Origin of the sequence: Rhodococcus sp. NPDC056960 (assembly GCF_042674125.1) — a bacterium.
GTDB lineage: Bacteria > Actinomycetota > Actinomycetes > Mycobacteriales > Mycobacteriaceae > Rhodococcus_F.
In genome coordinates this window covers 11,924-38,781 of the sequence record NZ_JBHURF010000023.1, presented here as the reverse complement: position 1 = coordinate 38,781, position 26,858 = coordinate 11,924, and the positions used below count along the sequence as shown (strand labels likewise).

At 69.8% G+C, this 26,858-nt stretch carries 24 protein-coding genes and 1 tRNA gene; 17 read left to right on the top strand and 8 right to left on the bottom strand.

Going from position 1 to position 26,858, the window contains the following annotated elements; genetic code table 11:
* Positions 1–56 precede the first annotated feature (56 nt).
* Genes ACFTWF_RS31430 through ACFTWF_RS31420 form a run of 3 tightly spaced genes read right to left on the bottom strand, consistent with a single transcriptional unit; the run spans position 57 to position 3,639 of the window.
* On the bottom strand, positions 57–641 hold the full coding sequence (locus ACFTWF_RS31430; protein WP_378465016.1) for a TetR/AcrR family transcriptional regulator: 585 nt from the start codon (positions 639–641) through the stop codon (positions 57–59).
* Between the two features lie 3 nt (positions 642–644).
* On the bottom strand, positions 645–2,090 hold the full coding sequence (locus ACFTWF_RS31425) for an amidase (RefSeq protein ID WP_378465015.1): 1,446 nt from the start codon (positions 2,088–2,090) through the stop codon (positions 645–647).
* A gap of 40 nt (positions 2,091–2,130) precedes the next feature.
* A complete protein-coding gene (locus tag ACFTWF_RS31420) occupies positions 2,131–3,639 on the bottom strand; it encodes a PLP-dependent aminotransferase family protein (RefSeq protein ID WP_378465014.1) in 1,509 nt (502 codons plus the stop codon).
* A gap of 18 nt (positions 3,640–3,657) precedes the next feature.
* On the opposite strand from ACFTWF_RS31420, the gene ACFTWF_RS31415 reads away from it, so the two are divergent.
* From ACFTWF_RS31415 to ACFTWF_RS31370, 10 genes are all read left to right on the top strand, one after another.
* The gene (locus tag ACFTWF_RS31415; protein ID WP_378465013.1) at positions 3,658–4,287 is read left to right on the top strand and encodes a pyridoxamine 5'-phosphate oxidase family protein; all 630 of its coding nucleotides are present in this window, start codon (positions 3,658–3,660) and stop codon (positions 4,285–4,287) included.
* 256 nt (positions 4,288–4,543) lie between these two features.
* Entirely contained in the window at positions 4,544–4,642 is a 99-nt protein-coding gene (locus ACFTWF_RS31410; RefSeq protein WP_378465012.1) for a potassium-transporting ATPase subunit F, read from the top strand.
* Positions 4,642–6,357 (top strand): potassium-transporting ATPase subunit KdpA, encoded by a 1,716-nt coding sequence (kdpA, locus tag ACFTWF_RS31405; protein WP_378465011.1) that lies wholly within the window; start codon positions 4,642–4,644, stop codon positions 6,355–6,357. Before ACFTWF_RS31410 ends, kdpA begins: the two co-directional genes overlap by 1 nt.
* A 44-nt stretch (positions 6,358–6,401) precedes the next feature.
* A complete protein-coding gene (gene kdpB, locus ACFTWF_RS31400) occupies positions 6,402–8,456 on the top strand; it encodes a potassium-transporting ATPase subunit KdpB (RefSeq protein WP_378465122.1) in 2,055 nt (684 codons plus the stop codon).
* 6 nt (positions 8,457–8,462) lie between these two features.
* Complete coding sequence (locus ACFTWF_RS31395) at positions 8,463–9,113, top strand: potassium-transporting ATPase subunit C (protein ID WP_378465010.1); 651 nt, start codon at positions 8,463–8,465, stop codon at positions 9,111–9,113.
* 7 nt (positions 9,114–9,120) lie between these two features.
* Positions 9,121–11,643 carry a DUF4118 domain-containing protein gene (locus ACFTWF_RS31390; RefSeq protein ID WP_378465009.1) on the top strand — a complete coding sequence of 841 codons (2,523 nt, stop codon included), beginning with the start codon at positions 9,121–9,123 and terminating at the stop codon, positions 11,641–11,643.
* The gene (locus ACFTWF_RS31385) at positions 11,640–12,320 is read left to right on the top strand and encodes a response regulator (RefSeq protein ID WP_378465008.1); all 681 of its coding nucleotides are present in this window, start codon (positions 11,640–11,642) and stop codon (positions 12,318–12,320) included. Before ACFTWF_RS31390 ends, ACFTWF_RS31385 begins: the two co-directional genes overlap by 4 nt.
* 57 nt (positions 12,321–12,377) lie before the next feature.
* The gene (gene recO / locus ACFTWF_RS31380; RefSeq protein WP_378465007.1) at positions 12,378–13,193 is read left to right on the top strand and encodes a DNA repair protein RecO; all 816 of its coding nucleotides are present in this window, start codon (positions 12,378–12,380) and stop codon (positions 13,191–13,193) included.
* The gene (locus ACFTWF_RS31375; protein ID WP_061045323.1) at positions 13,159–13,968 is read left to right on the top strand and encodes an isoprenyl transferase; all 810 of its coding nucleotides are present in this window, start codon (positions 13,159–13,161) and stop codon (positions 13,966–13,968) included. Before recO ends, ACFTWF_RS31375 begins: the two co-directional genes overlap by 35 nt.
* On the top strand, positions 13,965–14,366 hold the full coding sequence (locus tag ACFTWF_RS31370; RefSeq protein ID WP_378465006.1) for a hypothetical protein: 402 nt from the start codon (positions 13,965–13,967) through the stop codon (positions 14,364–14,366). Before ACFTWF_RS31375 ends, ACFTWF_RS31370 begins: the two co-directional genes overlap by 4 nt.
* 3 nt (positions 14,367–14,369) lie before the next feature.
* Here the strand turns inward: ACFTWF_RS31370 and ACFTWF_RS31365 are convergent, their stop codons facing one another.
* Complete coding sequence (locus tag ACFTWF_RS31365) at positions 14,370–14,795, bottom strand: Fur family transcriptional regulator (protein WP_185724536.1); 426 nt, start codon at positions 14,793–14,795, stop codon at positions 14,370–14,372.
* Between the two features lie 5 nt (positions 14,796–14,800).
* Positions 14,801–15,244: an ArsR/SmtB family transcription factor gene (locus ACFTWF_RS31360; protein ID WP_378465005.1), complete on the bottom strand. Its 444-nt coding sequence runs from the start codon at positions 15,242–15,244 to the stop codon at positions 14,801–14,803.
* Positions 15,245–15,366: 122 nt separating this feature from the next.
* Here ACFTWF_RS31360 and ACFTWF_RS31355 point away from each other — a divergent pair, with 122 nt between their 5' ends.
* A complete protein-coding gene (locus ACFTWF_RS31355) occupies positions 15,367–16,758 on the top strand; it encodes a glycine--tRNA ligase (protein WP_378465004.1) in 1,392 nt (463 codons plus the stop codon).
* A 7-nt stretch (positions 16,759–16,765) separates the two neighbouring features.
* Here ACFTWF_RS31355 and ACFTWF_RS31350 read toward each other — a convergent pair whose 3' ends face one another.
* The gene (locus ACFTWF_RS31350) at positions 16,766–17,695 is read right to left on the bottom strand and encodes a hypothetical protein (protein WP_378465003.1); all 930 of its coding nucleotides are present in this window, start codon (positions 17,693–17,695) and stop codon (positions 16,766–16,768) included.
* The gene (locus ACFTWF_RS31345; protein WP_378465002.1) at positions 17,596–19,656 is read right to left on the bottom strand and encodes a TPM domain-containing protein; all 2,061 of its coding nucleotides are present in this window, start codon (positions 19,654–19,656) and stop codon (positions 17,596–17,598) included. Before ACFTWF_RS31345 ends, ACFTWF_RS31350 begins: the two co-directional genes overlap by 100 nt.
* A gap of 69 nt (positions 19,657–19,725) precedes the next feature.
* On the opposite strand from ACFTWF_RS31345, the gene ACFTWF_RS31340 reads away from it, so the two are divergent.
* The 4 genes from ACFTWF_RS31340 (at position 19,726) to dnaG (ending at position 25,019) form a co-directional block, all read left to right on the top strand.
* Positions 19,726–20,418: a YdcF family protein gene (locus ACFTWF_RS31340; protein WP_378465001.1), complete on the top strand. Its 693-nt coding sequence runs from the start codon at positions 19,726–19,728 to the stop codon at positions 20,416–20,418.
* A 7-nt stretch (positions 20,419–20,425) separates the two neighbouring features.
* A complete protein-coding gene (locus ACFTWF_RS31335; RefSeq protein WP_378465000.1) occupies positions 20,426–21,724 on the top strand; it encodes a deoxyguanosinetriphosphate triphosphohydrolase in 1,299 nt (432 codons plus the stop codon).
* A 106-nt stretch (positions 21,725–21,830) separates the two neighbouring features.
* On the top strand, positions 21,831–23,036 hold the full coding sequence (locus ACFTWF_RS31330) for a lipase family protein (RefSeq protein WP_378464999.1): 1,206 nt from the start codon (positions 21,831–21,833) through the stop codon (positions 23,034–23,036).
* Between the two features lie 48 nt (positions 23,037–23,084).
* Positions 23,085–25,019: a DNA primase gene (dnaG, locus tag ACFTWF_RS31325; RefSeq protein WP_378464998.1), complete on the top strand. Its 1,935-nt coding sequence runs from the start codon at positions 23,085–23,087 to the stop codon at positions 25,017–25,019.
* 12 nt (positions 25,020–25,031) lie between these two features.
* On the opposite strand, the gene ACFTWF_RS31320 is transcribed toward dnaG, so the two are convergent.
* On the bottom strand, positions 25,032–25,280 hold the full coding sequence (locus tag ACFTWF_RS31320) for a hypothetical protein (RefSeq protein WP_378464997.1): 249 nt from the start codon (positions 25,278–25,280) through the stop codon (positions 25,032–25,034).
* A 138-nt stretch (positions 25,281–25,418) separates the two neighbouring features.
* Between ACFTWF_RS31320 and ACFTWF_RS31315 the strand changes: the two genes are divergently transcribed.
* Positions 25,419–25,491: transfer RNA gene (locus tag ACFTWF_RS31315), tRNA-Asn, on the top strand.
* Between the two features lie 125 nt (positions 25,492–25,616).
* Positions 25,617–26,789, top strand: coding sequence for an AI-2E family transporter (locus ACFTWF_RS31310; protein ID WP_378464996.1), 1,173 nt, complete (start codon positions 25,617–25,619; stop codon positions 26,787–26,789).
* The last annotated feature ends 69 nt before the right edge of the window (positions 26,790–26,858 follow it).

Here is a 26,858-nt window from a genome sequence, read left to right as displayed (position 1 = left end):
CCCCACGGGCCGCCGGTCATTATCGGGCGTCGCCCGGCCCTTCCTTTGTGACCGAGTCAGGTCATTCTAAAACCACGCACGGGGCCTGCGGCCCTCAGCAGCAGGAGCACCGACGCCGCGAAGTCGTGATCGCCGTCGCTTCCGGTGGCGAGTCTCCTGAGCTGGAGGCCGGCGATGGTGGCCACCACCGTCGGCGCGATGGACGCCGCATCGGGGATGCCGAGTGCGGTGAGGATCGTCACCGTCAATTCGTCGTATGCGGCGAAACATTCGGCCGCGGCCTGTCGCAGTTCGTGATCACGACCCGCGTGGATGTACAGCTCGAACGGGGCGATCCGCTCGGCGGAGAACGCCAGATCCTTCGCGACCTTCTCGGTGAGAGCCGCGGCGTCCTCGAAGCTCAGCCCCGTGTCGCGGTAGCCCTCCGCCAGTTCCGACAGTCGCTGCGTCTCCTCCGTCACGAACCCCGAGAGTGCGGCGCGGAGCAGGTCCGTCTGGGTGGGGAAGTGGTACGTGATGGAGCCGAGCGAGACCCCGGCCTGCGCGGCGATCCGCCGATTGGTCACGCCGGGAATGCCTTCCGTGCCGACGATGTGCAGCGCCGCCGCGAGGATGCGGTCCCGGACGTCCGTCGAAGCCACCGGTCACCACCATTTCCCGGGACGGTCCCGATCCCACCGGAGCACCGATTCGAGCTGGGCGGCAACGGACACCAGGAGCGGCTCGGCGTTGTCGTGTCCCATCAACTGGGCGCCGATCGGCAGGTTGCCGGACGTGAGCCCCGCCGGGACGTTCACGCTGGGCCAGCCGAGCACGTTCCACGGCCACGCGTACGGGCAGACCGCGGTGATCACCTTGTCCGTGGCCCAGGAGCTGATGCCGTCGATCCCCTCGACCGCCGGTGGGGGAGTCGCGGTGGTGGGGGCCAGGACCAGGTCGTACTTGTCGAAGATCGCGCCGACGCGTCGCCGCGCCCTCGGCTCGGCCGCGCGGGCGGCACGCAGCGGCGCGCCGCGCAGGAGCCGCCCGGTGCGGGCATTGCTCTTCGTGCGGGGGTCGACGAGCGACGGGTCCGGAACCTTCCGCATCCAGTCGTCGATGCCGGCCATCGACCGCGGGAGGAAACCGAGCCCGAACATGATTCCGTAGTCGGGGTCGTCCACCACGACGCGATGCCCGAGCCTGCGCAGCGCCTCGGCTATCCGGGCGACGCCCTGACGAACTTCGGGGTGCAGCGTGGTGGGGGTGGCGGTGAACGGGATCCGCAGGGACAGCGCGATGCGCAGCGGTCCGGGATCGCGTCCGACGGCGTCGCTGACCGTGATCGGTGCCGGTGTGTGGAGGTCGCCCTCGTGCGGTCCGGCCGCGACGTCGAGCAGCAGCGCCGCGTCGGCGACGGTCCGGGCGAGCGGACCGTTGACGGTGAGTCCGTAGAACGCCTCGGCGGCGGGCCAGGTGGAGATGCGCCCGCGTTGCGGCTTGATTCCCACGAGGTTGGTCCAGGCGGCGGGGATGCGGATGGAACCGGCGCCGTCGGAGCCGATCGCCGCGGACACGAGACCGGCGGAGACGGCGGCCGCGGCGCCGCCGGACGATCCCCCGGGAGTGTGGTCGCGGTTCCACGGATTGCGGGTGTGCCCGAAGGCGGGTCCGCCGGTGAAGGGCCACTGGCCGAGTTCCGGGCTGTTCGTCTTGCCCACGATCACGGCACCGGCGGCGCGTAGTCGTCGCACCAGCTCGGAATCCCTTGCCGCGGGTGGGAAGTCGCCCGGACATCCGAATGCGGTCGGCTCTCCCGCCACGTCCACGTCGTCCTTGACGGCGATCGGCACCCCGAGTAGCGGGAGGCGCTCACCGGCAGCGATCCGGCGGTCGGCCTCGGCCGCTTCGGTCAGGGCCGTGGTTCGGCAGATCACCTTGAAGGCGTTGAGCGTCGGCTGGCTCGCGTCGATGCGGTCCAGCGCGGCGCGGGTGGCCGCGACCGAGGTGGTTGCGCCGGAGGTCAGGGCTTTCGCCTGTTCGGCGAGTCCCGGTGACCGGTCGTCTTCCTCTTCGCGCCGCTGTTCACTACCCAGTTGTCCGGTGCTCATCGCGCCCCTCCCGCGTCACTGTTCGTTCGAACGAACAGTATCAGCGGACGTGCCGGCGGACTACCGTTCCGATCACTTCGGCGGCCCCCTGAGCCTGCGTTTCGGGCAGCCGGGCGTAGCCACAGACCAGTCCGCGGTGTCCGTCCGGTGCGGTGCGGTAGTCGGCGAGACTGGGCACCGTCACTCCGCGGTCCCGCAGTTCCGCCGACAGCGCCACGTCGTCCACCGAGCGGGGCAGCGTGAGGACGACGTGGAGGCCCGCCTCGATGCCGGCGATCCCGACACCGTCCACCCCGTGCGCGGCGCACTGCCGACGCAGCGCGGCGACGAACGCGGTCCGGCGGGCCGCGTACGTGCGGGACGCGCGCGCGAGGTGCCGCGACAACGCACCCGAATCGATGAACTGCGCCAGGGCGAGTGCGGTGACGGCGCAGCAGGCCTCGCCGCTCGTGTCCAGGGCCCGGACGAGTTCCGTCCGCAGCGACGGCGGGGCGATCACCCACGCCACCCGGATCGCGGGGGTGAGGATCTTCGACGCGGTGCCCACATAGGCCACGCATTCGGACCCGCGGTCGATGCTGCGCAGCGCGGGCAACGCCGACACGTCGTAGCGGAATTCGCCGTCGTAGTCGTCCTCGATGATCAGGGTGCCGGATGCGGCGGCATCGGCGACGAGCCGGGCCCGGCGGCCCACCGGCATCCGGGCACCCATCGGGTATTGATGCGCCGGGGTGCAGTACGCCGCCGCGTCGGTCGGATTCAGCAGTCCGGGGTCGAGGCCGTCGTCGTCCGCCGGCACGCAGCGTGTCCGCGCGCCCGCGGCCTCGAGGATCAGGCGGGCCCGGCTGTAGCCGGGTTCCTCGAACACCACGTCGCGGCCGCCGAGCCCGGCGGCGGCGACGAGGGTCCGCAGCGCGGAGCCCACACCGGGAACGATCACCAGTTCGTCGGCATGTGCCGCGATCCCCCGGGTGCGGCGCAGATGCCCCGCGAGGGACTGCCGCAACTCCGGGTGCCCGTCGGGGCCGGGCACGTCGGAGGTCACCGCGGCGGCGGCCGCCGACCGCCACGCCCGGCGCCAGTCGGTGGTGGAGATCAGACCGGGGTCGGGGTGGCCCGGTGTGAGATCCCACCGGGTGTCCGGCGCGTCCGGTGCGGCGGAGGATCGCCGCCCGGGCGAACCGGGGACCGCGTGCGTCGCGGCGTGGGCGCGGGCCGCGACGTCGGCGCCGGGCGCGATCCGGGTGCCGGAACCGGCGCGGGCGCTGGCGTACCCGGACGCGCAGAGTTCGTCGTAGGCGTCGACCACCGAGGCCCGCGCCACCGTCAGGTGATCGGCCAGCGCCCGGGTGGAGGGCAAGGGGTCGCCCGGCCGGAGGCGCCCCACTCGGATCTCGTCGAGGATCGACTCCGCGATCCGGTGTCGAAGTGGCGCGTCGGTGGAGGGGAGCTGCAACATCAGGTGCAGTTCGGGGCTGATCCGGGGCATGGCCTCGACAATACTGGTCTGGCGATAATCACGATTGTGGATCTGGCAGCCGATCCACATGGGGTCGACGATGGTCTCGTGGACAAGATCAGGAGATACCCCGACCGGGCCCGAACCGAACGAGCGCAACTGGACGCCGTCCTCGACGCCGCGCCGATGGGCACCCTCGCCACCGTCGTCGACGGCCTGCCGTGGGCCGTGCCGATGCTCTACGCGCGCGACGGCGACAGGATCCTGCTGCACGGATCCACCGGGGCGGGTGCGCTGCGGCAGGTGGCCGCGGGTGCCCCCGCGGTGCTGTGCGTCGCGATGCTCGACGGGATCGTCGTCGCGGACACGCTGTTCGACTCGTCGGCGAACTACCGCTCCGCAGTGGTCCGCGGCAACCTCGTCACCCTGGGCGAGGACGAATCCGCCGACGCGCTGAACGCGCTGTCCGACGTGCTGATCCCCGGTCGCAGCACCGAGGTTCGCGGGCACCGGCGCAAGGAACTCGCCGCGACGCTCGCCCTCGCCCTCCCGATCACGCCGGGCGGATGGACCGTCAAGGTGCGCGACGCGCCGCCGGGCGAACCTGCGGAATCCAGCAGTGCGTGGGCCGGCGTGGTCCCCGTGCGGTCGGTTGCCGGTGCGCCCGTCCCGGCGCCGTGGGTGGCGAGCGGCACCCCGCTGCCCGCGTCCGTGTCACGCCTGACCCGGACCGCGTAAGGAAAGCGTCAAGAGCCGCCCGAGACCCGTAAGCGCTTCGTCAGCGTCGCCTCTGACGCCGCGATCCGGCGCGATGCTGGCCTGACACCCCGCACACCGTGGGTTGTCATGCCTGCGCTGAACCGCAGGATCAGTACGAAGAGGATCCTCACATGGCCGACGTGGCCTACGTAGCGCTCGTCCTCGGCGGATTCGCCTGTTGCGCGCTCGTTCTCCGTGCCCTGCAGACCGGACGCGTGCAGAGCGGACGAGTGAAATGACGGGCGCCGGAATACTCGCTGTCGCCCTGGTCGCGATCGCGGCGGCGCTCGTCGTGTATCTGCTGATCGCGCTCGTCGACCCGGAGCGCTTCTGATGACGCCCGCTCTCGCGGCCGGACTACAGATCGCGTTCGTCGTCGCGGTCCTCGCGGCGGCGTACGTGCCGGTGGGCGATTACATGGCGCGCGTATACGAATCACGCAGGCACCTGCGGGTCGAATCCGTGCTGTACCGCCTCTGCCGCATCAACCCCCACGCCGAGCAGACCTGGTACGGCTACGCCGGCAGCGTGCTGGGATTTTCGATGGCGGGTGTGCTCTTCCTGTATGTCCTGCAACGCATTCAGGGCGTCCTTCCGCTGTCCGGGGACCTGTCCGCGGTCAGCCCCGCCGTCGCCTTCAACACCGCGGTGTCGTTCGTGACGAACACCAACTGGCAGTCGTACGCCCCCGAAACCACGATGAGCAACCTGACCCAGCCGGTCGGACTCGCCGTGCAGAACTTCGTGTCCGCGGCAGTGGGGATGGCCGTCGCGGTCGCGCTGATCCGCGGATTCGTCCGGGTGTCGCGGGGCGGGGAAATCGGCAACTTCTGGGTGGACCTCACCCGCGGGAGTCTGCGGATCCTGCTGCCGTTCTCGTTCGTCATCGCGCTGATTCTGTTGAGCCAGGGTGTGATCCAGTCCTTCCACAACGGCTTCGCGTCCACCGGACTGGACGGCAACGCCGTCACCAACGCGCTGGCGCCCGTCGCCTCGCAGGAAGCGATCAAGGAACTCGGCACCAACGGCGGCGGCATTCTCGCCGCCAACTCGGCGCACCCGTTCGAGAACCCGACCCCGGTCAGCAACATCGTCGAGATCCTGGCGATCCTCCTGATCCCGGTCTCGCTCACCCGCACGTTCGGCACCATGGTCGGCGACCCTCACGACCGAGCGGGCGAGGTGTCCGGGCACCGCCAGGGTCTGACCCTGCTCGCCGTCATGGGCATCCTGTGGGGCTCGCTGCTCGCGATCACGCTCGCGGCCGAATCCGGTCGGCGCGGGGTCGCCGCCACCGCCGCGGGCGCGATGATGGAGGGCAAGGAAGTCCGATTCGGCATCCCCGGCACGGCACTGTTCGCCGTGAGCACCACCGGAACGTCCACGGGCGCGGTGAATTCCGCACACGACAGCCTGTCGCCGCTCGGCGGCGGGGCCGTGTTGCTGAACATGCTCCTCGGCGAGATCGCGCCCGGCGGTGTGGGCACCGGGCTCTACGGAATTCTGGTCCTCGCCCTCATCGCCGTCTTCGTCGGCGGACTCCTCGTCGGCCGCACCCCCGAATACCTCGGCAAGAAACTGCGGCAGCGGGAGATCACCCTCGCCGCCCTGTCCGTGCTGGTGATGCCGGCGCTGGTGCTGATCGGGACCGGCATCACCGTCATCCTGTCCTCGACCACCGGCTATCAGGGCAACAGCGGCGACCCCGGAACGCCCGGATCCATTCACGGATTCTCGGAAGTGCTGTACGCGTTCGCGTCGGCGTCGAACAACAACGGCAGCGCGTTCGGCGGTCTGACGGTGACGAGCGACTGGTTCCAGAGCGCTCTCGGACTGTGCATGCTGTTCGGCCGGTTCCTGCCGATCATCTTCGTTCTCGCGCTCGCCGGATCGCTGGCATCGCAGAAGAAGACCGCCGCAAGCGCCGGCACCCTGCCGACGGCGGGCCCGATGTTCACCGGGCTCCTCACCGGCACCGTCGTGCTCGTCGCGGCGTTGACATTCTTCCCGGCCCTCGCGCTGGGACCGATCGCGGAGGCCCTGCAGTGAGTGTGAACGTGACCAGTCGTCCGGAGGCCGGGACGGCGACCACGATGCCCGGCGGCCACGGCCCGGCACCCGTGAAGGCGGGAATCTTCAGCCCCGCTCAACTGCTGACGGCGCTACCGGGGGCCGTGCGCAAACTCGACCCCCGGCATCTCGCCCGCAACCCGGTGATGTTCGTGGTGTTCGTCGGTTCCGTCGTCACCACCGCGATGGCCGTCGCCGACCCGTCGGTGTTCTCGTGGGCGGTGACGGCGTGGCTGTGGTTCACCGTGCTGTTCGCGAACCTGGCCGAATCGGTCGCCGAGGGTCGCGGCAAGGCGCAGGCGGCGAGCCTGCGGAAGGTGAAGCAGGACACGACGGCGCATCGCGTCACGGCGAGCGGCGGCCTGGAATCGGTGCCGGGCACCGACCTCGTCGTCGGTGACCGGGTCGTCGTCGAGGCGGGGGAGGTGATCCCGGGCGACGGCGACGTCGTCGACGGCATTGCGACCGTGGACGAGTCGGCCATCACCGGGGAGTCGGCACCCGTCGTCCGTGAATCCGGCGGCGACCGCTGCGCCGTCACCGGCGGCACGACCGTGCTGTCCGACCGGATCGTCGTCCGCATCACCGCGGCCCCCGGACAGTCGTTCGTCGACCGGATGATCGCCCTCGTGGAAGGCGCGGCGCGGCAGAAGACGCCCAACGAGATCGCCCTGAACATCCTGCTGGCGTCGTTGACGATCATCTTCCTGCTGGCCGTCGTCGCGATCGGTCCGATGGGTCTGTACGCGGGTCGGGAGCAGGATCCGATCAAGCTGATCGCGTTGCTGGTGTGCCTGATCCCCACGACCATCGGTGCCCTGCTGTCCGCCATCGGCATCGCGGGGATGGATCGGCTGGTGCAGCGCAACGTCCTCGCGATGTCGGGGCGGGCGGTGGAGGCCGCCGGCGACATCGACACGCTGCTGATGGACAAGACCGGCACCATCACGTTCGGCAACCGGCAGGCCACCGCCCTGCACCCCGCGCCGGGAGTCACGGCGATCGAATTGGCCACGGCCGCACGGCTGTCGAGTCTCGCCGACGGCACCCCCGAGGGCCGAAGCATCGTGGATCTGTGCGCCCGGGACTTCGGGTCGGACCCGGCGCCGTCGGAGGCGGAGCGAGCCGCGGAGTTCGTGCCGTTCACGGCGCAGACCCGGATGAGCGGACTCGACATCGACGGCACACGGATCCGCAAGGGCGCGAGCGACGCCGTGCTGGCCTGGGTCCAGGCACTCGGCGGGCACGCGGCGCCCGCGGTCGCCGAGACGGTGACCGCGATCGCGCAGGCCGGGGGCACACCGTTGGTGGTGGCCTCGGCTCACACCGGTGCGCCGACGGTGCTGGGGGTGATCGCGCTGTCGGACGTGGTGAAACCGGGCATCGCCGAACGGTTCGCGGAGCTGCGGGCCATGGGGATTCGCACGGTGATGATCACCGGCGACAACCCGTTGACGGCGAAGGCCATCGCGGCCGAGGCCGGCGTCGACGACTTCATGGCCGAGGCGACACCCGAGGACAAGCTCGCGCTGATCCGCCGGGAACAGGAGGGCGGCCGTCTCGTCGCGATGACCGGTGACGGCACCAACGACGCCCCCGCGCTGGCCCAGGCGGACGTCGGGGTGGCCATGAACACCGGCACGTCCGCGGCGAAGGAGGCCGGGAACATGGTGGATCTCGATTCGGATCCCACCAAGCTCATCGAGGTCGTGGAGATCGGCAAGCAGTTGCTCATCACCCGCGGGGCGCTCACCACGTTCTCGCTGGCCAACGACCTGGCCAAGTACTTTGCGATCCTCCCCGCGTTGTTCAGCGTGATCTATCCGCAGCTCGACACGCTGAACATCATGCGGCTGGCCACCCCGGAATCGGCGATCCTGTCCGCGGTGATCTTCAACGCCGTCGTGATCGTCGCGCTGATCCCGCTGTCGCTGAAAGGCGTTCGCTACCGGCCGTCGTCGGCGTCGACACTGCTCGGCCGCAACCTGCTGATCTACGGACTCGGTGGCGTGATCACCCCGTTCGCCGGCATCTGGTTGATCGATCTCGCCGTCCGTCTCATTCCCGGAATTGGGTGATCCGCCATGCGTTTTCTCATCGGTCTGCTCCGGCAGACCTGGGCCGGACTCCTGGTTCTGCTCGCGCTCACGGCCGTTCTCGGCGTGCTCTATCCCGCCGCGGTGTGGGGGGTGAGCAGGATCGGTGCCGGAGCGGCCGAAGGGTCTCCCGTGCGGGACAGCACCGGGTGCGTCGTCGGAAGCCGGTGGGTCGGTGTCGACCCGCAGGTGCCGGCAGGGCAGCCGGATCCGTACTTCCACAACCGGGTCACCGGCTCGGTGTCCGACGGGGATCCGTTCACCCCCGGCGACCCCGCGACGGCGCTGCCCACCAACCAGGGACCGAGCAGTGAGATCCTGGCGTCGTTCGTCGCCGACCGCCGCGCCGCGATCGCCGCGCGCGAGGGCGTCGCTCCCGGTGACGTTCCGGCCGACGCCGTCACCGGATCGGGCTCCGGCATCGATCCGCACATCAGCCCCGCGTATGCGGCATTGCAGGTGCGGAGGGTCGCGGAGGTGAACGGCCTCAGCGAGACCCGGGTCCGGCAGCTCGTCGCCGAGAACACCGAGGGACGGCAACTCGGGTTCCTCGGCGAGGAGCGGGTGAACGTCCTCGAACTGAACCTGGCCCTCGGCCTGACCGCACCCGAGTGCACGGCACCGACCGCTGGTGGATGATGACGAGGTGAGTGGTACCGGACCCGACGTCGAACGCCGGCGCGGCGAACTGCGCATCTATCTCGGTGCGGCACCGGGTGTCGGCAAGACGTTCGCCATGCTCGGTGAGGCCCACCGCCGCCGGGAGCGGGGGTGCGACGTGGTCGCGGCCGTGGTGGAAACCCACGGCCGCGATCGCACGGCGGCGCAGCTCGGCGACCTCGAACTGGTTCCGCCCAAGGTCATCGCCTACCGCGGCACGCTCGGCCGGGAGCTGGACGTCGAGGCGGTGCTGGCGCGCTCACCGGCACTGGTGCTCGTCGACGAGCTCGCGCACACGAACACCCCGGGCAGTGTCCACGAGAAACGCTGGCAGGACGTGGAGGTACTCCTCGCCGCCGGCATCGACGTCCTCTCGACACTCAATGTTCAGCACCTCGAGAGCCTCAACGACGTGGTCCAGCGGATCACCGGGGTGGTGCAGCAGGAGACGGTCCCCGACGAGGTGGTGCGCGCGGCCACCCAGGTGGAGTTGGTGGACATCACCCCGGAGGCGTTGCGCCGCAGACTGTCCCACGGAAACATCTACGCCGCGGAGAAGGTCGACGCCGCGCTCGGCAACTATTTCCGGAAAGGAAATCTCACCGCACTGCGTGAACTGGCGTTGCTGTGGGTGGCCGATCAGGTGGACGCCGCGCTCGCGAAATACCGCGCGGAGAACAAGATCACCGACACGTGGGAGGCCCGCGAACGCGTCGTGGTCGCGGTGACGGGCGGACCGGAATCGGAGACACTGGTGCGGCGCGCGAGCCGCATCGCATCGAGATCCAGTGCCGAGCTGAGCGTCGTGCACGTGGTGCGGGGTGACGGTCTCGCAGGCGTCTCCGCGCCGGAGATGGGCAAGGTGCGCACGCTCGCCGCGAGCATCGGGGCGAGCCTGCACAGCGTGGTGGGCGACGACGTGCCGACCACACTGCTCGATTTCGCCCGGACTGCGAACGCCACCCAGTTGGTGCTAGGCACGTCGCGGCGTTCCCGGTGGGCGCGGATCTTCGACGAGGGGATCGGTGCGAGCGTCGTGCAGCAGTCGGGGTCGATCGACGTGCACATGGTGACGCACGGCGAATCCCACCGCCCGCGGCGACTGTCTCCGGTGGGATCGCGTTCCCGCACGGCGATCGCCTGGATCGCCGCGGTCCTCGTCCCGTCAGTGGCGACGCTGGTGATGACGGTCGTCGACCGGTGGCTCGGACTGGTCGGCGAGGGGGCGCTGTTCTTCATCGTGGTACTGCTCGTCTCGCTGCTCGGCGGTGTCGCGCCCGCGGCCTTCTGCGCGCTGATCTCGGGACTGTTCCTCAACTATTTCTTCACGCCGCCCGTGCACAGCTTCACCATCGCCGAGCCGGACAACTTCGTCACCACGGTCGTGCTGCTCGTGGTGGCCGTGGCGGTCGCGGTCCTGGTCGACGCGGCCGCCAAGCGTTCACGGGAGGCCCGCCGGGCGTCGCAGGAGGCGGAGTTGCTGGCGCTCTTCGCCGGATCCGTGCTGCGGGGCGCGGATCTGGACACCCTGCTCGACAAGGTGCGCGAGACGTACGGCCAGGAGTCGGTGAGTGTCCTGCACCGCGACCGCGGGCCCGTGGGGTCGGTCGGACCGCACGCCCCGCAGAGCGTCGACGACGCCGACACGGTGTGCGAGGTGGGGGAAGGGGAATACGCGCTGGCCCTGCGCGGCAGCGAACTGCGCGCCCGGGACCGTCGCGTGCTGCTCGCGGTCGCCAACCAGGCGGTGGGCATGATCCGCCAGGCCGAGCTCGCGCAGGAGGCCGGGCAGGCACAGGCGCTGGCCGAGGCCGACCGGCTGCGGCGCTCGCTGCTGTCCGCCGTCAGCCACGACCTCCGGACCCCGTTGGCCGCCGTGAAGGCGGCTGCGTCAAGCCTGCGCAGCGACGACGTCGACTTCTCCCCGGAAGACACCGCCGAACTGCTCGCGACCATCGAGGAATCCGCCGATGTGCTCACCTCGCTCGTCGGCAACCTGCTCGACTCCTCCCGCCTCGCGGCGGGGGTCGTGACCCCGACCCTGCGTCCGGTGTATCTCGACGAGGTGGTGCACCGGGCGCTGGTGGGCCTGGGGATCGGCGGCCGCACGGGCACCCGGGCCCGGGAACGGGTGGAGGTCGACGTCGGAACGGTCACGGCCATGGCGGATCCGGGGCTGCTCGAGCGGGTGCTGGCGAATCTGATCGACAACGCGCTCCGCTACGGTGAGGACTCGGTGATCCGGGTCGGAGCCGCCGCGGTGGGAGACCGCGCCGTGATCACCGTCGCCGATACGGGACCGGGAATTCCGCGCGGGCGGGCCGAGGAGATGTTCGACCCGTTCCAGCGGCTGGGAGACCGGGACACGACCACCGGGGTCGGGCTCGGACTGTCCGTCGTCCGCGGCTTCGTCGACGCGATGGGCGGGACGATCAGCGCCACCGACACCCCGGGCGGCGGTCTGACCATGGTGGTGGAACTGGCCGGGCCGGGAGGGGAGCATCCATGACACGAGTTCTCGTCGTCGACGACGAACCGCAGATCCTCCGCGCCCTGCGGATCAATCTCAGCGTGCGCGGATACGACGTGGTCACGGCCGCGTCCGGGGCGGCTGCTCTGCGCGCCGCCGCCGAGCGACCGCCGGACGTGATCGTGCTCGACCTCGGGCTCCCCGACATGGACGGGACGGAGGTGCTCGCCGGTCTCCGCGGGTGGTGCCCGGCACCGGTGATCGTGCTGTCGGCGCGCACCGATTCCGCGGACAAGGTGGACGCCCTCGACGCCGGCGCCGACGATTACGTCACCAAGCCGTTCGGGATGGACGAATTCCTGGCGCGGGTCCGGGCGGCGGCGCGCCGCGCGACCACCGCCGTCGACACGAGCGAGCCTGTGGTGGAGACGGATTCGTTCACCGTCGATCTCGCGGCGAAAACCGTGCGGCGGTCCGGGGCGGAGGTCCACCTGACGCCGACCGAGTGGGGAATGCTGGAGATGCTCGTGCGGAACAAGGGCAAACTCGTGGGTCAGAAGGAACTGCTCCGGGAGGTGTGGGGTCCGGCGTACGCCACCGAGACCCACTACCTGCGGGTGTACCTGGCGCAGCTGCGGCGCAAACTCGAGGACGATCCGTCGCATCCGCGTCACCTGATCACCGAGGCCGGGATGGGATACCGGTTCCAGGTGTGAGATCGCGCGCGGCTCGGCGTGCGGAATGTGGTCGCCTCGACGTGGGAGACTGGACCGGTGAGGTTGTATCGAGACAATGCGGTGGTGCTGCGCCAGCACAAGCTGGGCGAGGCCGACCGGATCGTCACGCTCCTCACCCGGCAGCACGGTCTGGTGCGGGCGGTCGCCAAGGGGGTGCGCCGCACGAAATCGAAGTTCGGGGCCCGGCTCGAGCCGTTCGCGCACATCGACGTGCAGCTCTACCCGGGGCGCAACCTCGACATCGTCACCCAGGTGCAGACGGTCGACGCGTTCGCGACCGACATCGTCGACGACTACACGCGGTACACGACGGCGTGCGCGATCCTCGAGACCGCCGAGCGGCTCGCCGGTGAGGAACGCGCCCCGGCGCTGCAACTGCACCGGCTGACGGTCGGGGCGCTGCGCGCGGTCGCCGAGCACCACCGTCCGTGCGAGCTGATCCTCGACGCGTTCCTGTTGCGGGCCATGGGTTTCGCGGGGTGGGCGCCCGCCCTCGACGACTGCGCGCGGTGCAGTGCGCCCGGACCGCACCGGGCCTTCCACGTGGCCGCCGGGGGAGCGGTGTGCGTCCACTGCCGCCCGCCGGGCGCCGCCACCCCGTCGCCGGGTGTCCTCGACCTGATGGATGCGCTGTTCCGCGGCGATTGGGCGAGGACGGAGCAGGTGCCCGACGTATTGCGGGGTCAGGCGAGCGGTCTCGTCGCGGCCCATCTGCAGTGGCACCTCGAACGGCAACTCCGCACTCTCCCGCTGATCGAACGCGCGCGACCGCATGCGGCGGTGGGGGCGGAGGATTCGGTCAGGCAGGATGGGGACCGTGATTCGACGACGCGAACCTCGAGCCCCGCATAACTCCGGGGCCGAGCGCCAGATCCGGCCGCCGGACCCGCACCCCTCGGGCGCCCGCCCACCCGGCCTGCAACCCGAACTGGTGCCCCGGCACATCGCGCTGGTGATGGACGGCAACGGTCGCTGGGCGCAGGAGCGGGGACTGCCCCGCACCGCGGGCCACGAACGCGGCGAGGCCGTGCTGATGGACGCCGTCTGCGGGTGCATCGAGATGGGCGTCGAATGGTTGTCGGCGTACGCGTTCTCCACCGAGAACTGGAAGCGCAGCCCCGAGGAGGTCCGCTTCCTGATGGGGTTCAACCGCGACGTGATCCGGCGCCGCCGTGACGAGATGCACGAGATGGGGGTGCGTGTGCGGTGGGCGGGGCGCCGCCCGAAGCTGTGGCGCAGCGTCATCAAGGAACTCGAGATCGCCGAGGAGCTGACGAAGCACAACACGGTCATGAACCTGACCATGTGCGTCAACTACGGCGGTCGCGCGGAGATCGCCGACGCGGCGAAGGAGATCGGCAGGCGGGTGGCCGCCGGACAGCTGGACCCGGAGAAGATCACCGAGGCGACCGTGGCGCGGTACCTCGACGAGCCGGACATGCCGGACGTCGACCTGTTCCTCCGGCCGTCCGGCGAGCAGCGCACGTCCAACTTCCTCATCTGGCAGTCGGCGTACGCCGAGATGGTGTACCAGGAGAAGCTGTTTCCCGATTTCGACCGCCGCGATCTGTGGGCGGCGTGCGTCGAATACGCCTCGCGCGACCGCAGGTTCGGGGGAGTCAAGTGACGGCCGACGGAGCGCCCGCGCTGCTCGCCGGTGCGGCCAAGGCGCTCGAGCATTTCGCGACCGTCTCGACGGCGGACGACGGGTCGCTGAGCTTCGAGTACGCGGGTGCGTTGTGCTCGATCAGTGCGATGACCCTCACCGACGGCCTCGACGTGCTGTCGATGACGTGCGTGCTGGCCTGGGATCGTCCGGTCAGCGCCTCGTTGCACAAGAAGGTCGCGGAACGGAACGGCGCGGTGCAGTTCGGTTCGATCGCGGTGTTCGCCCACGGCCGGCTCGCGGACGTCATCCTGCGGTACACGTTCCCGGCGGCCGGGTTGGAAGACGAGGCGCTCACGACGATGCTGCTCCTCGTGCTCAGCGGCGCCGACACCGCCCGGCAGGGGCTCATTCCCTGACGCTCACTGCGGTGCGGTGCAGTCCTTGCAGAGGCCGAAGATCTCGATGGTGTGGCTGACGTCGGAGAAACCGTGCGTGTCGGCGATCGACTGCGACCACTGCTCCACCGTCGGTCCCTCGACCTCGACGGTGTAGCCGCACGTGCGGCAGACGAGGTGATGGTGGTGCCCCGACGAGCAGCGCCGGTACACGGACTCGCCGGTGTCGATGCGCAGGACGTCGACCGTGCCGGCGTCGGCGAGCGTCTGCAGGGTGCGGTACACGGTGGTCAGTCCGATGCCCTCGCCGCGTTTGCGCAGTTCGTCGTGCAGTTCCTGCGCCGACCGGAACTCCTCGATGTCGTCGAGGAGGGCGGAGATGGCGCTGCGCTGCTTGGTGGCCCGAACGCCCACGACGACGGGTTTGCGCTGGCCGGTGTTCTGGGTCAAGGTTTCTATCCTTCCTCGGCGTGCGCGACGGCGTCCACGACGATGTGGGCGAGGTGGTCGTCCACCAGGCGGTAGAGGACTTCCCGTCCGGTGCGTTCGCCGCGGACGACGCCGGCGGCCTTGAGCACGCGAAGATGCTGACTGATCAGGGGCTGGGTGACGCCGAGTGCTCCCACGAGTTCGTGCACGCAGCGTTCCGATTCGCGGAGTTGGAGGACGATCGCGATGCGGACGGGGGCGGCGAGGGCGCGGAGGATGTCGCCGGCGGCGGTCAGCGTCTCCTTCGACGGCACCGGGGCCGGTGGGGCGGCCTCGAACGGATGCAGATCCCCGGGATCGGTGACGCTCACCAGTGATCTCCTTCGGTGTGCCGGACGATGGACGAGAATGAGGCCACCGGGCCAAGGGCCTCGGAGGATCGCCCTCATCTTATTGCAAATCAATTCCATTTTGATATGCACGAATACGCATGTCAACCGGGTGGGTGAACCGACGGGAATCGGGCAGATAGGCTGGGATCCGAAAAGCGCACGTGAACCATGCATCTATTACCCAGATGGAGAGCACTCGAGTGGCACCGAAGTCCAAAGTCGAAACCGTCGTCAATCTCGCCAAGCGTCGTGGCCTGGTCTACCCGTGCGGTGAGATCTACGGAGGCACGAAGTCGGCCTGGGACTACGGCCCCTTGGGTGTCGAACTCAAGGAAAACATCAAGAAGCAGTGGTGGCGCAACATGGTCACCAGCCGCGAGGATGTCGTCGGCCTCGACTCCTCCGTCATCCTGCCCCGCGAGGTGTGGGTGGCGTCCGGTCACGTCGGCGTGTTCAACGACCCGCTCGTCGAATGCCTGAACTGTCACAAGCGTCACCGTCAGGACCACCTACAGGAGGCGTACGCGGAGAAGAAGGGCCTCGACAACCCGGACGACGTCCCGATGGACGTCGTGGGCTGCCCCGACTGCGGCACGGTCGGTCAGTGGACCGAGCCCCGCGACTTCAACATGATGCTCAAGACGTATCTCGGCCCGGTCGAGAGCGAAGAGGGCATGCACTACCTGCGCCCGGAAACCGCGCAGGGCATCTTCGTGAACTTCGCGAACGTGCTCACCACGTCGCGTAAGAAGCCGCCGTTCGGCATCGGCCAGATCGGCAAGAGCTTCCGCAACGAGATCACGCCCGGCAACTTCATCTTCCGTACCCGCGAGTTCGAGCAGATGGAGATGGAGTTCTTCGTCAAGCCCGGCGAGGACGAGGAGTGGCACCAGTACTGGATCGACTACCGCATGGACTGGTACACCGGGCTCGGCATCAACAAGGACAACCTGCGCCTGTACGAGCACGCCCAGGACAAGCTGTCGCACTACTCGAAGCGCACCGTCGACATCGAGTACCGCTTCCACTTCCAGGGCAGCGAATGGGGCGAATTGGAGGGTGTGGCCAACCGTACCGACTTCGACCTGTCGACCCACTCGACGCACTCGGGCACCGACCTCAACTACTACGACCAGGCCACCGGTGAGCGGTACACGCCGTACGTCATCGAGCCGGCAGCCGGTCTCACCCGTTCGCTGATGGCGTTCCTCGTCGACGCGTACACCGAGGACGAGGCGCCGAACGCGAAGGGCGGCGTCGACAAGCGCACCGTGCTGCGCCTGGACCGTCGTCTCGCGCCGGTGAAGGCCGCGGTGCTGCCGCTGTCGCGTAATGCGGACCTGACGCCGAAGGCCAAGGACCTCGCCGCGACACTCCGCCAGCACTGGAACGTCGAGTTCGACGACGCAGGCGCGATCGGCCGCCGCTACCGTCGTCAGGACGAGATCGGCACCCCGTTCTGCATCACCGTCGACTTCGACACCCTCGAGGACCACGCCGTGACGGTGCGCGAGCGTGACTCGATGGCCCAGGAGCGGGTCGCGCTCGACCAGGTCGAGGGCTACCTGGCCCAGCGCCTCATCGGGTCCTGATCCGCCGTCACCTCCGCGCGTCGCAGGTGACGGTCAGATAGTTCGTCAGGATTCGCCGGTTCTCCTCGGACACCGGGATGCGTGAGTATTCCGGTTCCGAGGAGCCGACGGCGATCCACAACGGAAAGACGAACGGCTTCTTCGCCTCCGCGAGAGCATGGGGGTCGCACCGTGCCGCGTCGATCGTGATGTCGACGCTCAGCCGATCCTGATCGGCCGGCATCGTGGCGGGAAGCGCACCGCGCACGTCGTACAGGACGCTGCCGCCGATCTCGTCCAATCGAATGTCGCCCGACGCCGTCCCCCGGGTCACGATCAACTGGGCGGGCAGCGGAGCCGTCGGCTCGGGCGGTGCCGGCGCCGGGACGAGGGTCACCGGGGCGGCCTTCTCCAAATCTTCTGCGGCGCAGTCGCTGTCGTGGATGCGGCCGAGGACGTCGTAGGGGGTGGCGAGCGGCACCCGCACGGGAGAGGCTCCGGCCACACCGAGCAGGGCGTACGCCGGGTCCGGGGGCGTGTCGCAGCGCACCGTGCCGTACCCGGCCTCGACGTCGATCCGGTTCCCGGGACCGAGTTCGATCTCGCGCCGCGTCTCGGGTGCCGGATCGAAGCCCGGACTGTCCAGCGCCACCGACGTCACGGTGGCGGGGATGTCGCCGGTGTTCGTGATCCGCACGTGAATCCGGCCGCCGGCGGCGTCGTCTTCCCGGCTGCGATACGCCTCCGCCGCCAGCGGAACGGGCGGCTCGTCGGCCGACTTCTCGTTGCTGCAGCCCGGCAGGACGCCGCAGGCGGTGGCCGCGACGCAGACGAGGAGGACGACAATCCGGGGCGACGTCAGAATCGGCCGCCACCGCTGATCCGGCCCGAGCTGCTCGGTCCGCCGAAGGACCGCGGCCCACTGCTGCGGCCGCCACCCGAGCCCCGGCTGCCCCAATTGCCGCCACCGCTGAATCCGCCGCGCAGGATGCTGTCGATCAGGATGCCGCCGAGGATCGCCCCGGTCGCATTCCCGCCGCCACCGGCGCCGGGTCCGGGGCGCTGCCGGGACTCCCAGCGGCTCACGTCGTTCTGCGCGAGCCGCAGGGCGTCGGCGGCCAGGCCGGCCGCGGCCTGCGCGTGCTGGAGCGCGCGGGAAGGGTCGGTGGCGCGCAGCTGCTGGGCGCCCGCCAGGTGCCGCTGCGCCTCGGTGAGGCGGGTCCGGGCGTCTGCCCCGACCGCGCCGCGCCGGGTGCCGATGAAGTCCGACGCCGCCGTGACCTGCGACTGCGCCGCCACGAGGTCCTGCTCGAGACGCTGCTGTGCGCGTTCGGCCTGTTGCCGGGATTCCTGCGCCTCGGCGAGGACGGCGTCCAGTTCGGCGTCGGCCTTGACGATCTGGGTGAAGCTGCCGAGTGGGTCGGTGTCGGCGGCCGTGCGGGCCGCCGCGAGCGCTGCCTCGGCCGCGGATCTCGCGGATGCGAGCCGGGCCCCACCCTGCTCGGTGAACTGGCCCGCAGCGGCGATCCCGGCCTCCACGTCGGTGATCGCGGCCGGCAGGGTGGCGATGGCGTGGCGGATGTCGTCGGCGGCGTGATCGACGGCGTCGAGCAACGTCCGGGCCTGTTCGAGCGCACCCTCGGCGCCGCGGATCGCGGACACCGCCGGTCCCTGCTTCCCGGGCGGCAGCGCGATCGCGTCCCGGCCCTCGGCCACGGACCGTTCCGCGAATGCCAGCCGCTCCTCCGCCATGGTCACGTTGTGGGCGACGGAAGCGAGTGCGGCGGCCGGGAATTCGGTCTGCAGTGTGGTGAGGATCCGGGTCGAGTCGGGGATGCGCACGGTCAACGCGACCATGTCCCGGGTGAGCGCGTCGAGGCGGTCGGGGGCGTTGATCAGCAGGTCCCGGAGCCCGTCGAACTCCTGCACCTGCTCGTTGAGTTCACGGTCGGCGCGCCCGCAGGAGGTGACGATGTCGATGAGCATCTCCCGTTGCTGCTGCGGTGTCTCGGGGATCGCGTCGTCGAGTCGCTGCCGCACGGTGAACGCCGCCGCCAGGGTGGCCTTCGCCGTGTCGAATGCCGCGGTGAACGAGGCGGTGGCCTGATCGCCGAACTCGCCGCGGGCCAGGTCGAGCTCCTCCTGGCTCGTGCGCAGGGCGTTGTCGGTCTCGACGAGCACCTCCTTGGCGCGCTCGTCGAGGGTCGGCAGCGGAAGCGCCGTCAGTGCGGCTGTGTCCTCGGGGCTGATGCTGCGCGCCGCCTCCACACCGGCGCGCGCCCGGTCGTGCTTCCTCTTGCGCGAATACAGCACGACGCCGCCCGCACCGACGACGACCACGCCGCCGCCGATCAGCAGGGTGCGCACGGACATGCCGCCGCTCGTGCTCATCGCGTCGCCCAGTCCGCCCGCCGCGGCGATGGCGCCGCCCGCCCAGTCTTCTTCGCGCAGAGCCGGTTCCACCGCATCCACCCGAATCGACTCCGCCTCGTCGCTGGTGATCTCCGACAGTCCGTCGGGCGCGATGAGGGCGTACTCGCGGTCGACCGTCGCGACCGCGAGCAGCGCGTCGCGGTCGCCGAGCGAGGAGGCCTGCGCCGTCTGATCCGCCCACGGACCGGCGCCCAGCCCGTTGAAGTCGGGAACGTACACGACCCACAACCGCACCTTGTGCTCGTCGTAGAGCTGGTCGATCGCCGCCTGGACGTCGCCCTTCTGGTCGGCGTCGAGCACGCCGACGGTGTCCGTGATCTGGCCGGGAAGACGGAACGGTGCGTCCGCCGCGGCGAGCGCGGGAGAGAACACGATCACCGCGAGAGTCAGGAGCGCGGAGACGGCGCCCAGCGCGGCGAACCGCCGAATACGGGGAAGTCGGGGGCGAGACGACGGCGTCTGCTCGAGGCGCGGTGCGAGTGGCATGGCAGCAAATCTATCGGGTGTGGCGAGTCGTCATCGGGACAGATCGGCGACAGCTGGCAGAATCAGGGAGTGAATTCTGCACCGAGCCGTGAACGCCACGACCTCCCGCGCCGTCCCGCGCGCCTGGGGTTCGGTGGCACGCTGGCGCGGTGGACCCGCCGGATCATCGTCGGCGTGTTCCTCCTCGCCACGGCATTGGTGGCCGGCACCGCCGTTCGGGTGTGGCAGGTCGCGCGGATCGACGACACGTCGACGGCGGACGCGATCGTCGTGCTCGGCGCCGCCCAGTATTCGGGCACCCCGTCCTCGGTGTTCGAGGCGCGTCTCGAACAGGCGTACAAGCTGTACGAGCGGGGGGTGGCCCCCGAGGTCATCACGGTCGGCGGCAAGCAGGAGGGCGACGAGTACACCGAGGCCGCGTCCGGGAAGAACTACCTGATCTCCCGCGGCGTCCCCGCCGACAGCATCACCGCCGTCGAGGAGGGCTCCGACACCCTGCTCAGCATCGAGGCGGTCAGCGACACGATGGGCGCGCAGGGCATCCACTCGGCGGTCCTCGTCAGCGACCCCTGGCATTCGCTGCGAACGCGGACGATGGCGCGCGACGCCGGGCTCGACGCGTGGACGGCGCCAACCCGGCAGGGCCCGGCGGTGTTCACCCGTGAATCCCAGTTGCACGGAATCGCCCGGGAGACAGGGGCGTTGATCTGGTACCAGCTCACCCACTTCTCGGCCGACTTCCCCTACACGGCGGGACAGTAGAGAGTCGATGACCGCACACCCGACACCCCGCCGCGACGTGTACTCCGCGCACGACGTCGCCCGCCGAGTCCGTGAGGCACCGAAACGGGCCGGCATCCCGGGCAGTCAGATCGCGGCCGCGCAGCACCGATCGGTGTTCTCCCGCGACCGCGCCCGCGTCCAGCACTCCGCGGCGCTCCGCCGGCTCGCCGACAAGACCCAGGTGGTGGGCCCCCGGGACGGCGACACGCCGCGCACCCGGTTGACGCACTCGATCGAGGTGGCCCAGATCGGCCGCGGAATCGCCGACGGACTCGGCTGCGACCCCGACCTCGTCGACCTCGCGGGCCTCGCCCACGACATCGGCCACCCCCCGTACGGCCACAACGGGGAGAAGGCACTCGACGAGGTCGCGGAACGCTGCGGCGGGTTCGAGGGGAACGCCCAGAATCTCCGCATCCTCACCAACCTCGAACCGAAGGTGCTCTACCCCGACGGAACCAGCGCCGGACTCAACCTGACCCGTGCATCGCTGGACGCGGCGATCAAGTACCCGTGGACCCGCCCGCGCCCGGGCGCCAAGTTCGGCGCCTACGACGACGACGCCGACGTGCTCGCCTGGATTCGGGAGGGTGCCCCCGACGGCCACCAGTGCCTCGAGGCGCAGGTCATGGACTGGGCGGACGATGTCGCGTACTCCGTGCACGACGTCGAGGACGGCGTGATCGACGGCCGCATCGATCTGCGTTCGCTCGCCGATCCGGTGGATCAGCGGGCACTCGCCGAATTCGGGGCCTCCGAGTTCGCGGGACTCGACGTGGAGGAACTCGTCGAGGCGGCGACGCGGTTGAGTCTGCTCCCCGTCGTCCGGAACGTGGGGGTCTACGACGGCACGCTCACCAGTTCCGTCGCCCTCAAGAACCTGACCAGCGAATTGGTCGGCCGGTTCGCGACTGCCGCGATCATCGGCACCCGCGACGTCCACGGCGAGCGGCCGGTCGCGCGCTACGACGCCGACCTGGTGGTCCCGCCGGTGGTCGCGGCCGAGGTGGCGCTCCTCAAGACGTTCGCACTGAACTACGTGATGTCCGACGCCGGCCACCGGGCGCGGCAGGAACGCCAGCGCGACCGCGTGCACCGCGTCGCCGAGTGGCTGCTTGCGACCGCGCCCGCCGGCCTCGACCCGATCCTGGTCCCCGCGTGGACCGCGGCCGCCGACGACGCGGCCCGCGTCCGGGTGATCGTCGACCAGATCGCCTCCTACACCGAGAGCCGGCTCGAACGCGTCGACAAGTCCAGCCTCGGGGCTCAGGCGAGCTGGGGCTGACACGCCGGAAGTCGGACCAATCCGGCCGCCCGCGGTGCTACGAATAGGTCTACAGACAGCTCGCACCCCCTACGTACAGCTCACACCCGAGGGTCAGGGAGACCGGATGAAGTCTGCAGTGCGCAAGATCATCGGTTCGACATCCGCAGCGCTGGCAGTGGCGGTCGGTGCCGCACTGCTGGCCCCACCCGCGGCGCAGGCCGCGCCGGTATACCCGTTCGCGGACCCGGACCCGTTCTACGGTGCGCCCGCGGACGTCGCGGCCCATGCCGACGGTGACGTGCTGGCCAGCCGTCCGGTCGCCGCCACCGGCTTTCCCACGGCCGACGCCTGGCAGGTCAAGTACAAGTCGACGAACTCCGCCGGGGCGCCCATCGCGGCGATGACGACGGTGCTGGTGCCTCGCGGCACCCCCGCGAACCGGCCGCTGGTGTCGTATCAGCCGTTCGTCAACGCGCTCGGACTCGAGTGCGCACCGTCGCATCAGCTGTTCACCGGCGGACTGCGGGAAGCCCCGGCCCTCAACGCACTCCTCGCGCGGGGGTGGGCCGTGGCAGTACCCGACCATCTCGGTCCCACCAGCGCGTACGGTGCGGCGAAGCTCGGTGGACGGCTCGTGCTCGACGGCGTCCGCGCCGCGCAGCGGTTCCCCGAGGCCGGGCTCGGCGGCAGCCCGGTCGGGTTGGCGGGCTACTCGGGCGGCGCCATGGCCACCAACTGGGCCGCGGCGCTCGCACCCACCTACGCCCCGGAACTGAACATCGTCGGTGCCGCCGAGGGCGGCACCCCGGTCAACATCGGCGAACTCGCCGATCGGCTGGGCAGCACCCGTTCGCAGGCGTTCGGCCTGGGCTTCGCGGCCGCCGTCGGACTCGAGCGTGAATATCCCACCCGGTCGCCGCTCGGGGACGGCCTGAACGACGAGGGACTCGCTCTGCGTGCGCAGATGAGCAACATGTGCACCGACTCGATCCTCGGCGCCGGAGCCGGGAAGTCGCTGCCCGATCTGACGAACGGTCCCGGCATCCTCGGAAATCCGTCCGGCCGCGCGGTGATGGACGAGAACAGCGTCGAACTGTATCCGGGAGTTCCGCGGACCCCGATGTTCGTCTGGCACGGCAGTGCAGACCCGCTCGTCGCCATCGGACCGGTGCAGAACACCGTCGCCCGCTACTGCTCCAAGGGTGCCCGGGTGCAGTTCGACGTCATCCCGGGCGCCGACCACGGCACCGCCACCGTGCTCGGCGCCGGTCCCGCCTTCGGTTACCTCGGCGACCGATTCGCCGGGATTCCCGCGCCTTCGAACTGCTGACCCGGAGGGGGACGTTCGGGCTCCGGCGGAGCGCCTAGACTGTCGTTCGTGGCTGGCAGAATCCCTGATCGTGACGTTGCGGCCATTCGCGAGCGCACACGGATCGAGGACATCGTGGGGGAGTACGTCTCCCTCAAGCGCGCGGGCGGCGACTCCATGAAGGGCCTGTGCCCGTTCCACGACGAGAAGTCGCCCTCGTTCCACGTGCGGCCCAACCACGGGCACTTCCACTGCTTCGGGTGCGGCGAGGGCGGCGACGTCTACTCGTTCCTCCAGAAGATAGACCACATCAGTTTCGTCGAGGCCGTCGAGCAGCTCGCCGACCGGTTGAACTACACCATCTCGTACGAGGGTGGCGGCACGTCGGTGCAGCGCGATCGCGGCACCCGCGCGCGGCTGGTCGCGGCCAATGCGGCCGCGCAGGAGTTCTACTCCGCGCGCCTGCAGGAACCCGACGCGCAGGCGGCCCGCGACTACCTGACGGAACGGAATTTCGACGCCGCGGCCGCGCGGCAGTTCGGATGCGGTTACGCGCCCGACGGCTGGGACATCCTCACGAAGCATCTGCTGGGCAAGGGCTTCGACGTCAAGGAGCTGGAGGCCGCAGGGCTGTCGAAGGCGGGGCGGCGCGGCCACATCGACCGCTTTCACCGGCGACTGCTGTGGCCCATCCGGAACCTGTCCGGCGACGTCATCGGTTTCGGCGCCCGCAAGTTGTTCGACGACGACACCATGCCCGGCAAATATGTCAATACGCCGGAAACCATGCTGTACAAGAAGTCTCAGGTGCTGTTCGGGCTCGATCTCGCCAAACGGGAGATCGCCAAGGGGCATCAGGCCGTGGTGGTCGAGGGCTACACCGACGTGATGGCGATGCATCTCGCAGGGGTGAAGACCGCGGTCGCCGCCTGCGGCACCGCGTTCGGTGAGGACCACCTCGCGATGCTGCGCCGGCTGCTCATGGACGACAGCTACTTCCGCGGCGAGATCATCTACACGTTCGACGGCGACGCCGCCGGTCAGGCCGCGGCGATGAAGGCGTTCGAGGGCGACCAGAAGATGGCCGGGCAGACGTTCGTCGCCGTCGCACCCGAGGGCATGGACCCGTGCGAACTGCGGCAGAAGTCGGGCGACGCCGCCGTCCGCGACCTCGTGGCGCGGCGCACCCCGATGTTCGAGTTCGTGGTCAAATCGATCCTCACCGAGCACGACCTCGAGACCGCGGAGGGCCGGGTCGAGGCGCTGCGGCGCACCGTGCCGGTGGTCGCCCAGATCAAGGAAGCGACACTGCGCGACAGCTACGCCGTCCAGCTGTCCGGCTGGGTGGGCTGGGACGACATCGCCGCGGTCCGTCAGCGGGTGCGCGACGAGGCGCGGAAGCGGGCCTCCACCCGCGGATCGATGCCGGCACCCCCGAAGAAGAAGGGGGCGCGCGAGGAGAACCGGGACACCCCGCAGCTGCCGGTCGGGCTCGCGCGGCCGCGGCCGAACGACCCGACGCTGTGGGCGCAGCGTGAGGCGCTGAAAGGCGCGTTGCAGTATCCGTCGATCGCGGGCACCGTGTTCGATTCGCTGCCGGTGGAGACGTTCACGCACCCCACGTATGTGGTGATCCGCGAGTCGATGATCGCGTCCGGCGGAACCAGCGCGGGCCTCGGCGGCGCCGAATGGGTCGACGCGGTCAGCCGGGGCGTCGACGACGTCACCGCGGCGTCCCTCGTGTCGGAACTCGCCGTCGAGCCGCTACCGGCCGAGGAGGACACCGTCCCGCGCTACATCTCCGGCGTGATCGCACGGCTGCAGGAGGTGTGGGTGGGGGAGCAGGTGGCGGAACTCAAGTCCAAACTGCAGCGCATCTCACCGGCGGCGGAATCGGACGAGTTCCACTCCCTGCTCGGCGACCTCGTCGCCCTCGAGCAGTACCGCCGAAGCCTGCTCGATCAGGCGATCGGCGACACCAACCGGGACGGGATGGCCGGCTGACCGGCCCACCCACTACTTCTTCTTGAGCTGATCCTGGGGAACCAGGATCGTCGTTTCCTCGTCGAGCGGCTTCATCGGCTCGAGCTTCGGCTGGGTGCTCAGTGAGTCGGACAGTTTCTGCCGGGACACCTGCAGCACCTTCTTCGTCGCGGGGCTGGTGGCCACGGCCTTCGTGGCCCTGCTGATCTGCTCGTACCGTGCCCGTCCCGCTCGCGTACCCAGCACGTAACCAGCAGCGATACCGATCAACAACCGCATCATTCCCGCTTCCTCCCGACGCACAACGACCTTCACCCATCCTGCCTGATGCGTCGACAGGCAGGCGATTTGGTACTGGGGTGGGGCTATGCGCTACAGTTTCTCTCGCATCGCCGGGAACGGCGAAGCACAGCAGAATAATCCCCTGTAGCTCAATTGGCAGAGCTTCCGACTGTTAATCGGACGGTTGCTGGTTCGAGTCCAGCCGGGGGAGCATCGAAACCCCGTCCGGTTCCTCCGGGCGGGGTTTTCTGTTGTGCCCGGCCGATTCGGATCGGTGCGCATGCCCGGACGAGTACATTCCCGCTGTATCGGCAGCAATCGACCGCGGGGTGTGCGATGAGCGAGGACGGCGGCGAAACCGAGCGGACAGGGTCGATCGGGCGGTTCGGTGCGCGCGACACCCCGCGGTGGTTGCTGCCCTCGATCTTCTACGTTCTTCTCGCCGTCGCCGCCTACCAGTTGTCGGGCTGGCTGTTCGTCAACCTGCGGAGCTTCCTGGGGCTGCTGTTCCTCGCGTGGCTGTTCAGTATCACCCTCGAACCGGTCGTCGACTGGCTCGCGGGCCGGGGACTGCGCCGCGGCGCCGCCACCGGTCTCGTTCTGTTCGCCTTGTTCGTTGCCGCCATCGGATTTCTCGCGCTCTTCGGGACGCTGCTCGCCCAGCAACTCGCGCAGCTCCTGAAGGCGCTGCCAGGCGCTCTCTCCTCGGTCACCGAATGGTCCAATCGCGTGTTCGACACCAACTTGTCGACCGGCGAAGATCTGATCCACCTCACCCCCGACACCATCCGCGACCTCGCGCAACGGTTCACCCCGGGTGTTCTGGGGGTGCTGTCCTCCCTGCTCGGCCTGGTGTTCCAGATGCTGACGCTGCTGCTGTTCGTGTTCTACATGTCCGCGCAGGGTCCGGCGATGCGGCGCACCATCTCGAGCTGGTTCCCGGCGCGGCAGCAGCAGGTCATCTCGGTGGTGTGGGAGATCTCGGTCGAGAAGGCCGGGGGATACGTGGTGTCGCGGCTGATCCTCGCCGCGGTGAGCTCGGTCGCCACCGGAATCTTCCTCGTGGTCATCGGGGTGCCCTATTGGCTGCCGCTGGCGTTGTGGACCGGTGTCGTCTCGCAGTTCGTCCCCACCCTGGGCACCTATCTCGCGATCGCTCTGCCCGCGATCATCGCCGCGGCGGCCCAGCCCACGGACGGTGTGTGGGTGATCGTCTTCGGGACCGTCTACCAGCAGATCGAGAACTACGTGCTGCACCCGCGCATCACGTCCGCGACGGTCTCGATCCACCCTGCGGTCGCGTTCGGATCGGTGATCGTGGGCGCGTCCCTGTTCGGTGCGGTCGGTGCACTCGTCTCCGTCCCGGTGGTCGCGGCGATCCAGGCGCTCGTCGAAACCTACGGGCGACGGTACGAACTCGTCGCAGACGGCGGGAGGCCGGGAGCCGGCTCAGTCGAACAGCGCGAACACGCGCGCGACGAACAAAGCCGCGATCCGCAGGACGAGTAGACCGATCAGCACGAAAGCGGATCGGCACCGTCCGGCCACTCGAAAAGTCCTGTCCGGGCGGGCTTCGTC

What these genes read in the sequence shown, in the direction of transcription:
- ACFTWF_RS31425 (WP_378465015.1), bottom strand. Translation starts at nt 2,090, where the DNA reads ATGAGCACCGGACAACTGGGTAGTGAACAGCGGCGCGAAGAGGAAGAC.
- ACFTWF_RS31420 (WP_378465014.1), bottom strand. Translation starts at nt 3,639, where the DNA reads ATGTGGATCGGCTGCCAGATCCACAATCGTGATTATCGCCAGACCAGT.
- ACFTWF_RS31410 (WP_378465012.1), top strand. Translation starts at nt 4,544, where the DNA reads ATGACGGGCGCCGGAATACTCGCTGTCGCCCTGGTCGCGATCGCGGCG.
- kdpA (WP_378465011.1), top strand. Translation starts at nt 4,642, where the DNA reads ATGACGCCCGCTCTCGCGGCCGGACTACAGATCGCGTTCGTCGTCGCG.
- kdpB (WP_378465122.1), top strand. Translation starts at nt 6,402, where the DNA reads ATGCCCGGCGGCCACGGCCCGGCACCCGTGAAGGCGGGAATCTTCAGC.
- ACFTWF_RS31395 (WP_378465010.1), top strand. Translation starts at nt 8,463, where the DNA reads ATGCGTTTTCTCATCGGTCTGCTCCGGCAGACCTGGGCCGGACTCCTG.
- ACFTWF_RS31385 (WP_378465008.1), top strand. Translation starts at nt 11,640, where the DNA reads ATGACACGAGTTCTCGTCGTCGACGACGAACCGCAGATCCTCCGCGCC.
- ACFTWF_RS31360 (WP_378465005.1), bottom strand. Translation starts at nt 15,244, where the DNA reads ATGGAATTGATTTGCAATAAGATGAGGGCGATCCTCCGAGGCCCTTGG.
- ACFTWF_RS31345 (WP_378465002.1), bottom strand. Translation starts at nt 19,656, where the DNA reads ATGCCACTCGCACCGCGCCTCGAGCAGACGCCGTCGTCTCGCCCCCGA.
- ACFTWF_RS31335 (WP_378465000.1), top strand. Translation starts at nt 20,426, where the DNA reads ATGACCGCACACCCGACACCCCGCCGCGACGTGTACTCCGCGCACGAC.
- ACFTWF_RS31330 (WP_378464999.1), top strand. Translation starts at nt 21,831, where the DNA reads ATGAAGTCTGCAGTGCGCAAGATCATCGGTTCGACATCCGCAGCGCTG.
- ACFTWF_RS31320 (WP_378464997.1), bottom strand. Translation starts at nt 25,280, where the DNA reads ATGATGCGGTTGTTGATCGGTATCGCTGCTGGTTACGTGCTGGGTACG.
- ACFTWF_RS31310 (WP_378464996.1), top strand. Translation starts at nt 25,617, where the DNA reads ATGAGCGAGGACGGCGGCGAAACCGAGCGGACAGGGTCGATCGGGCGG.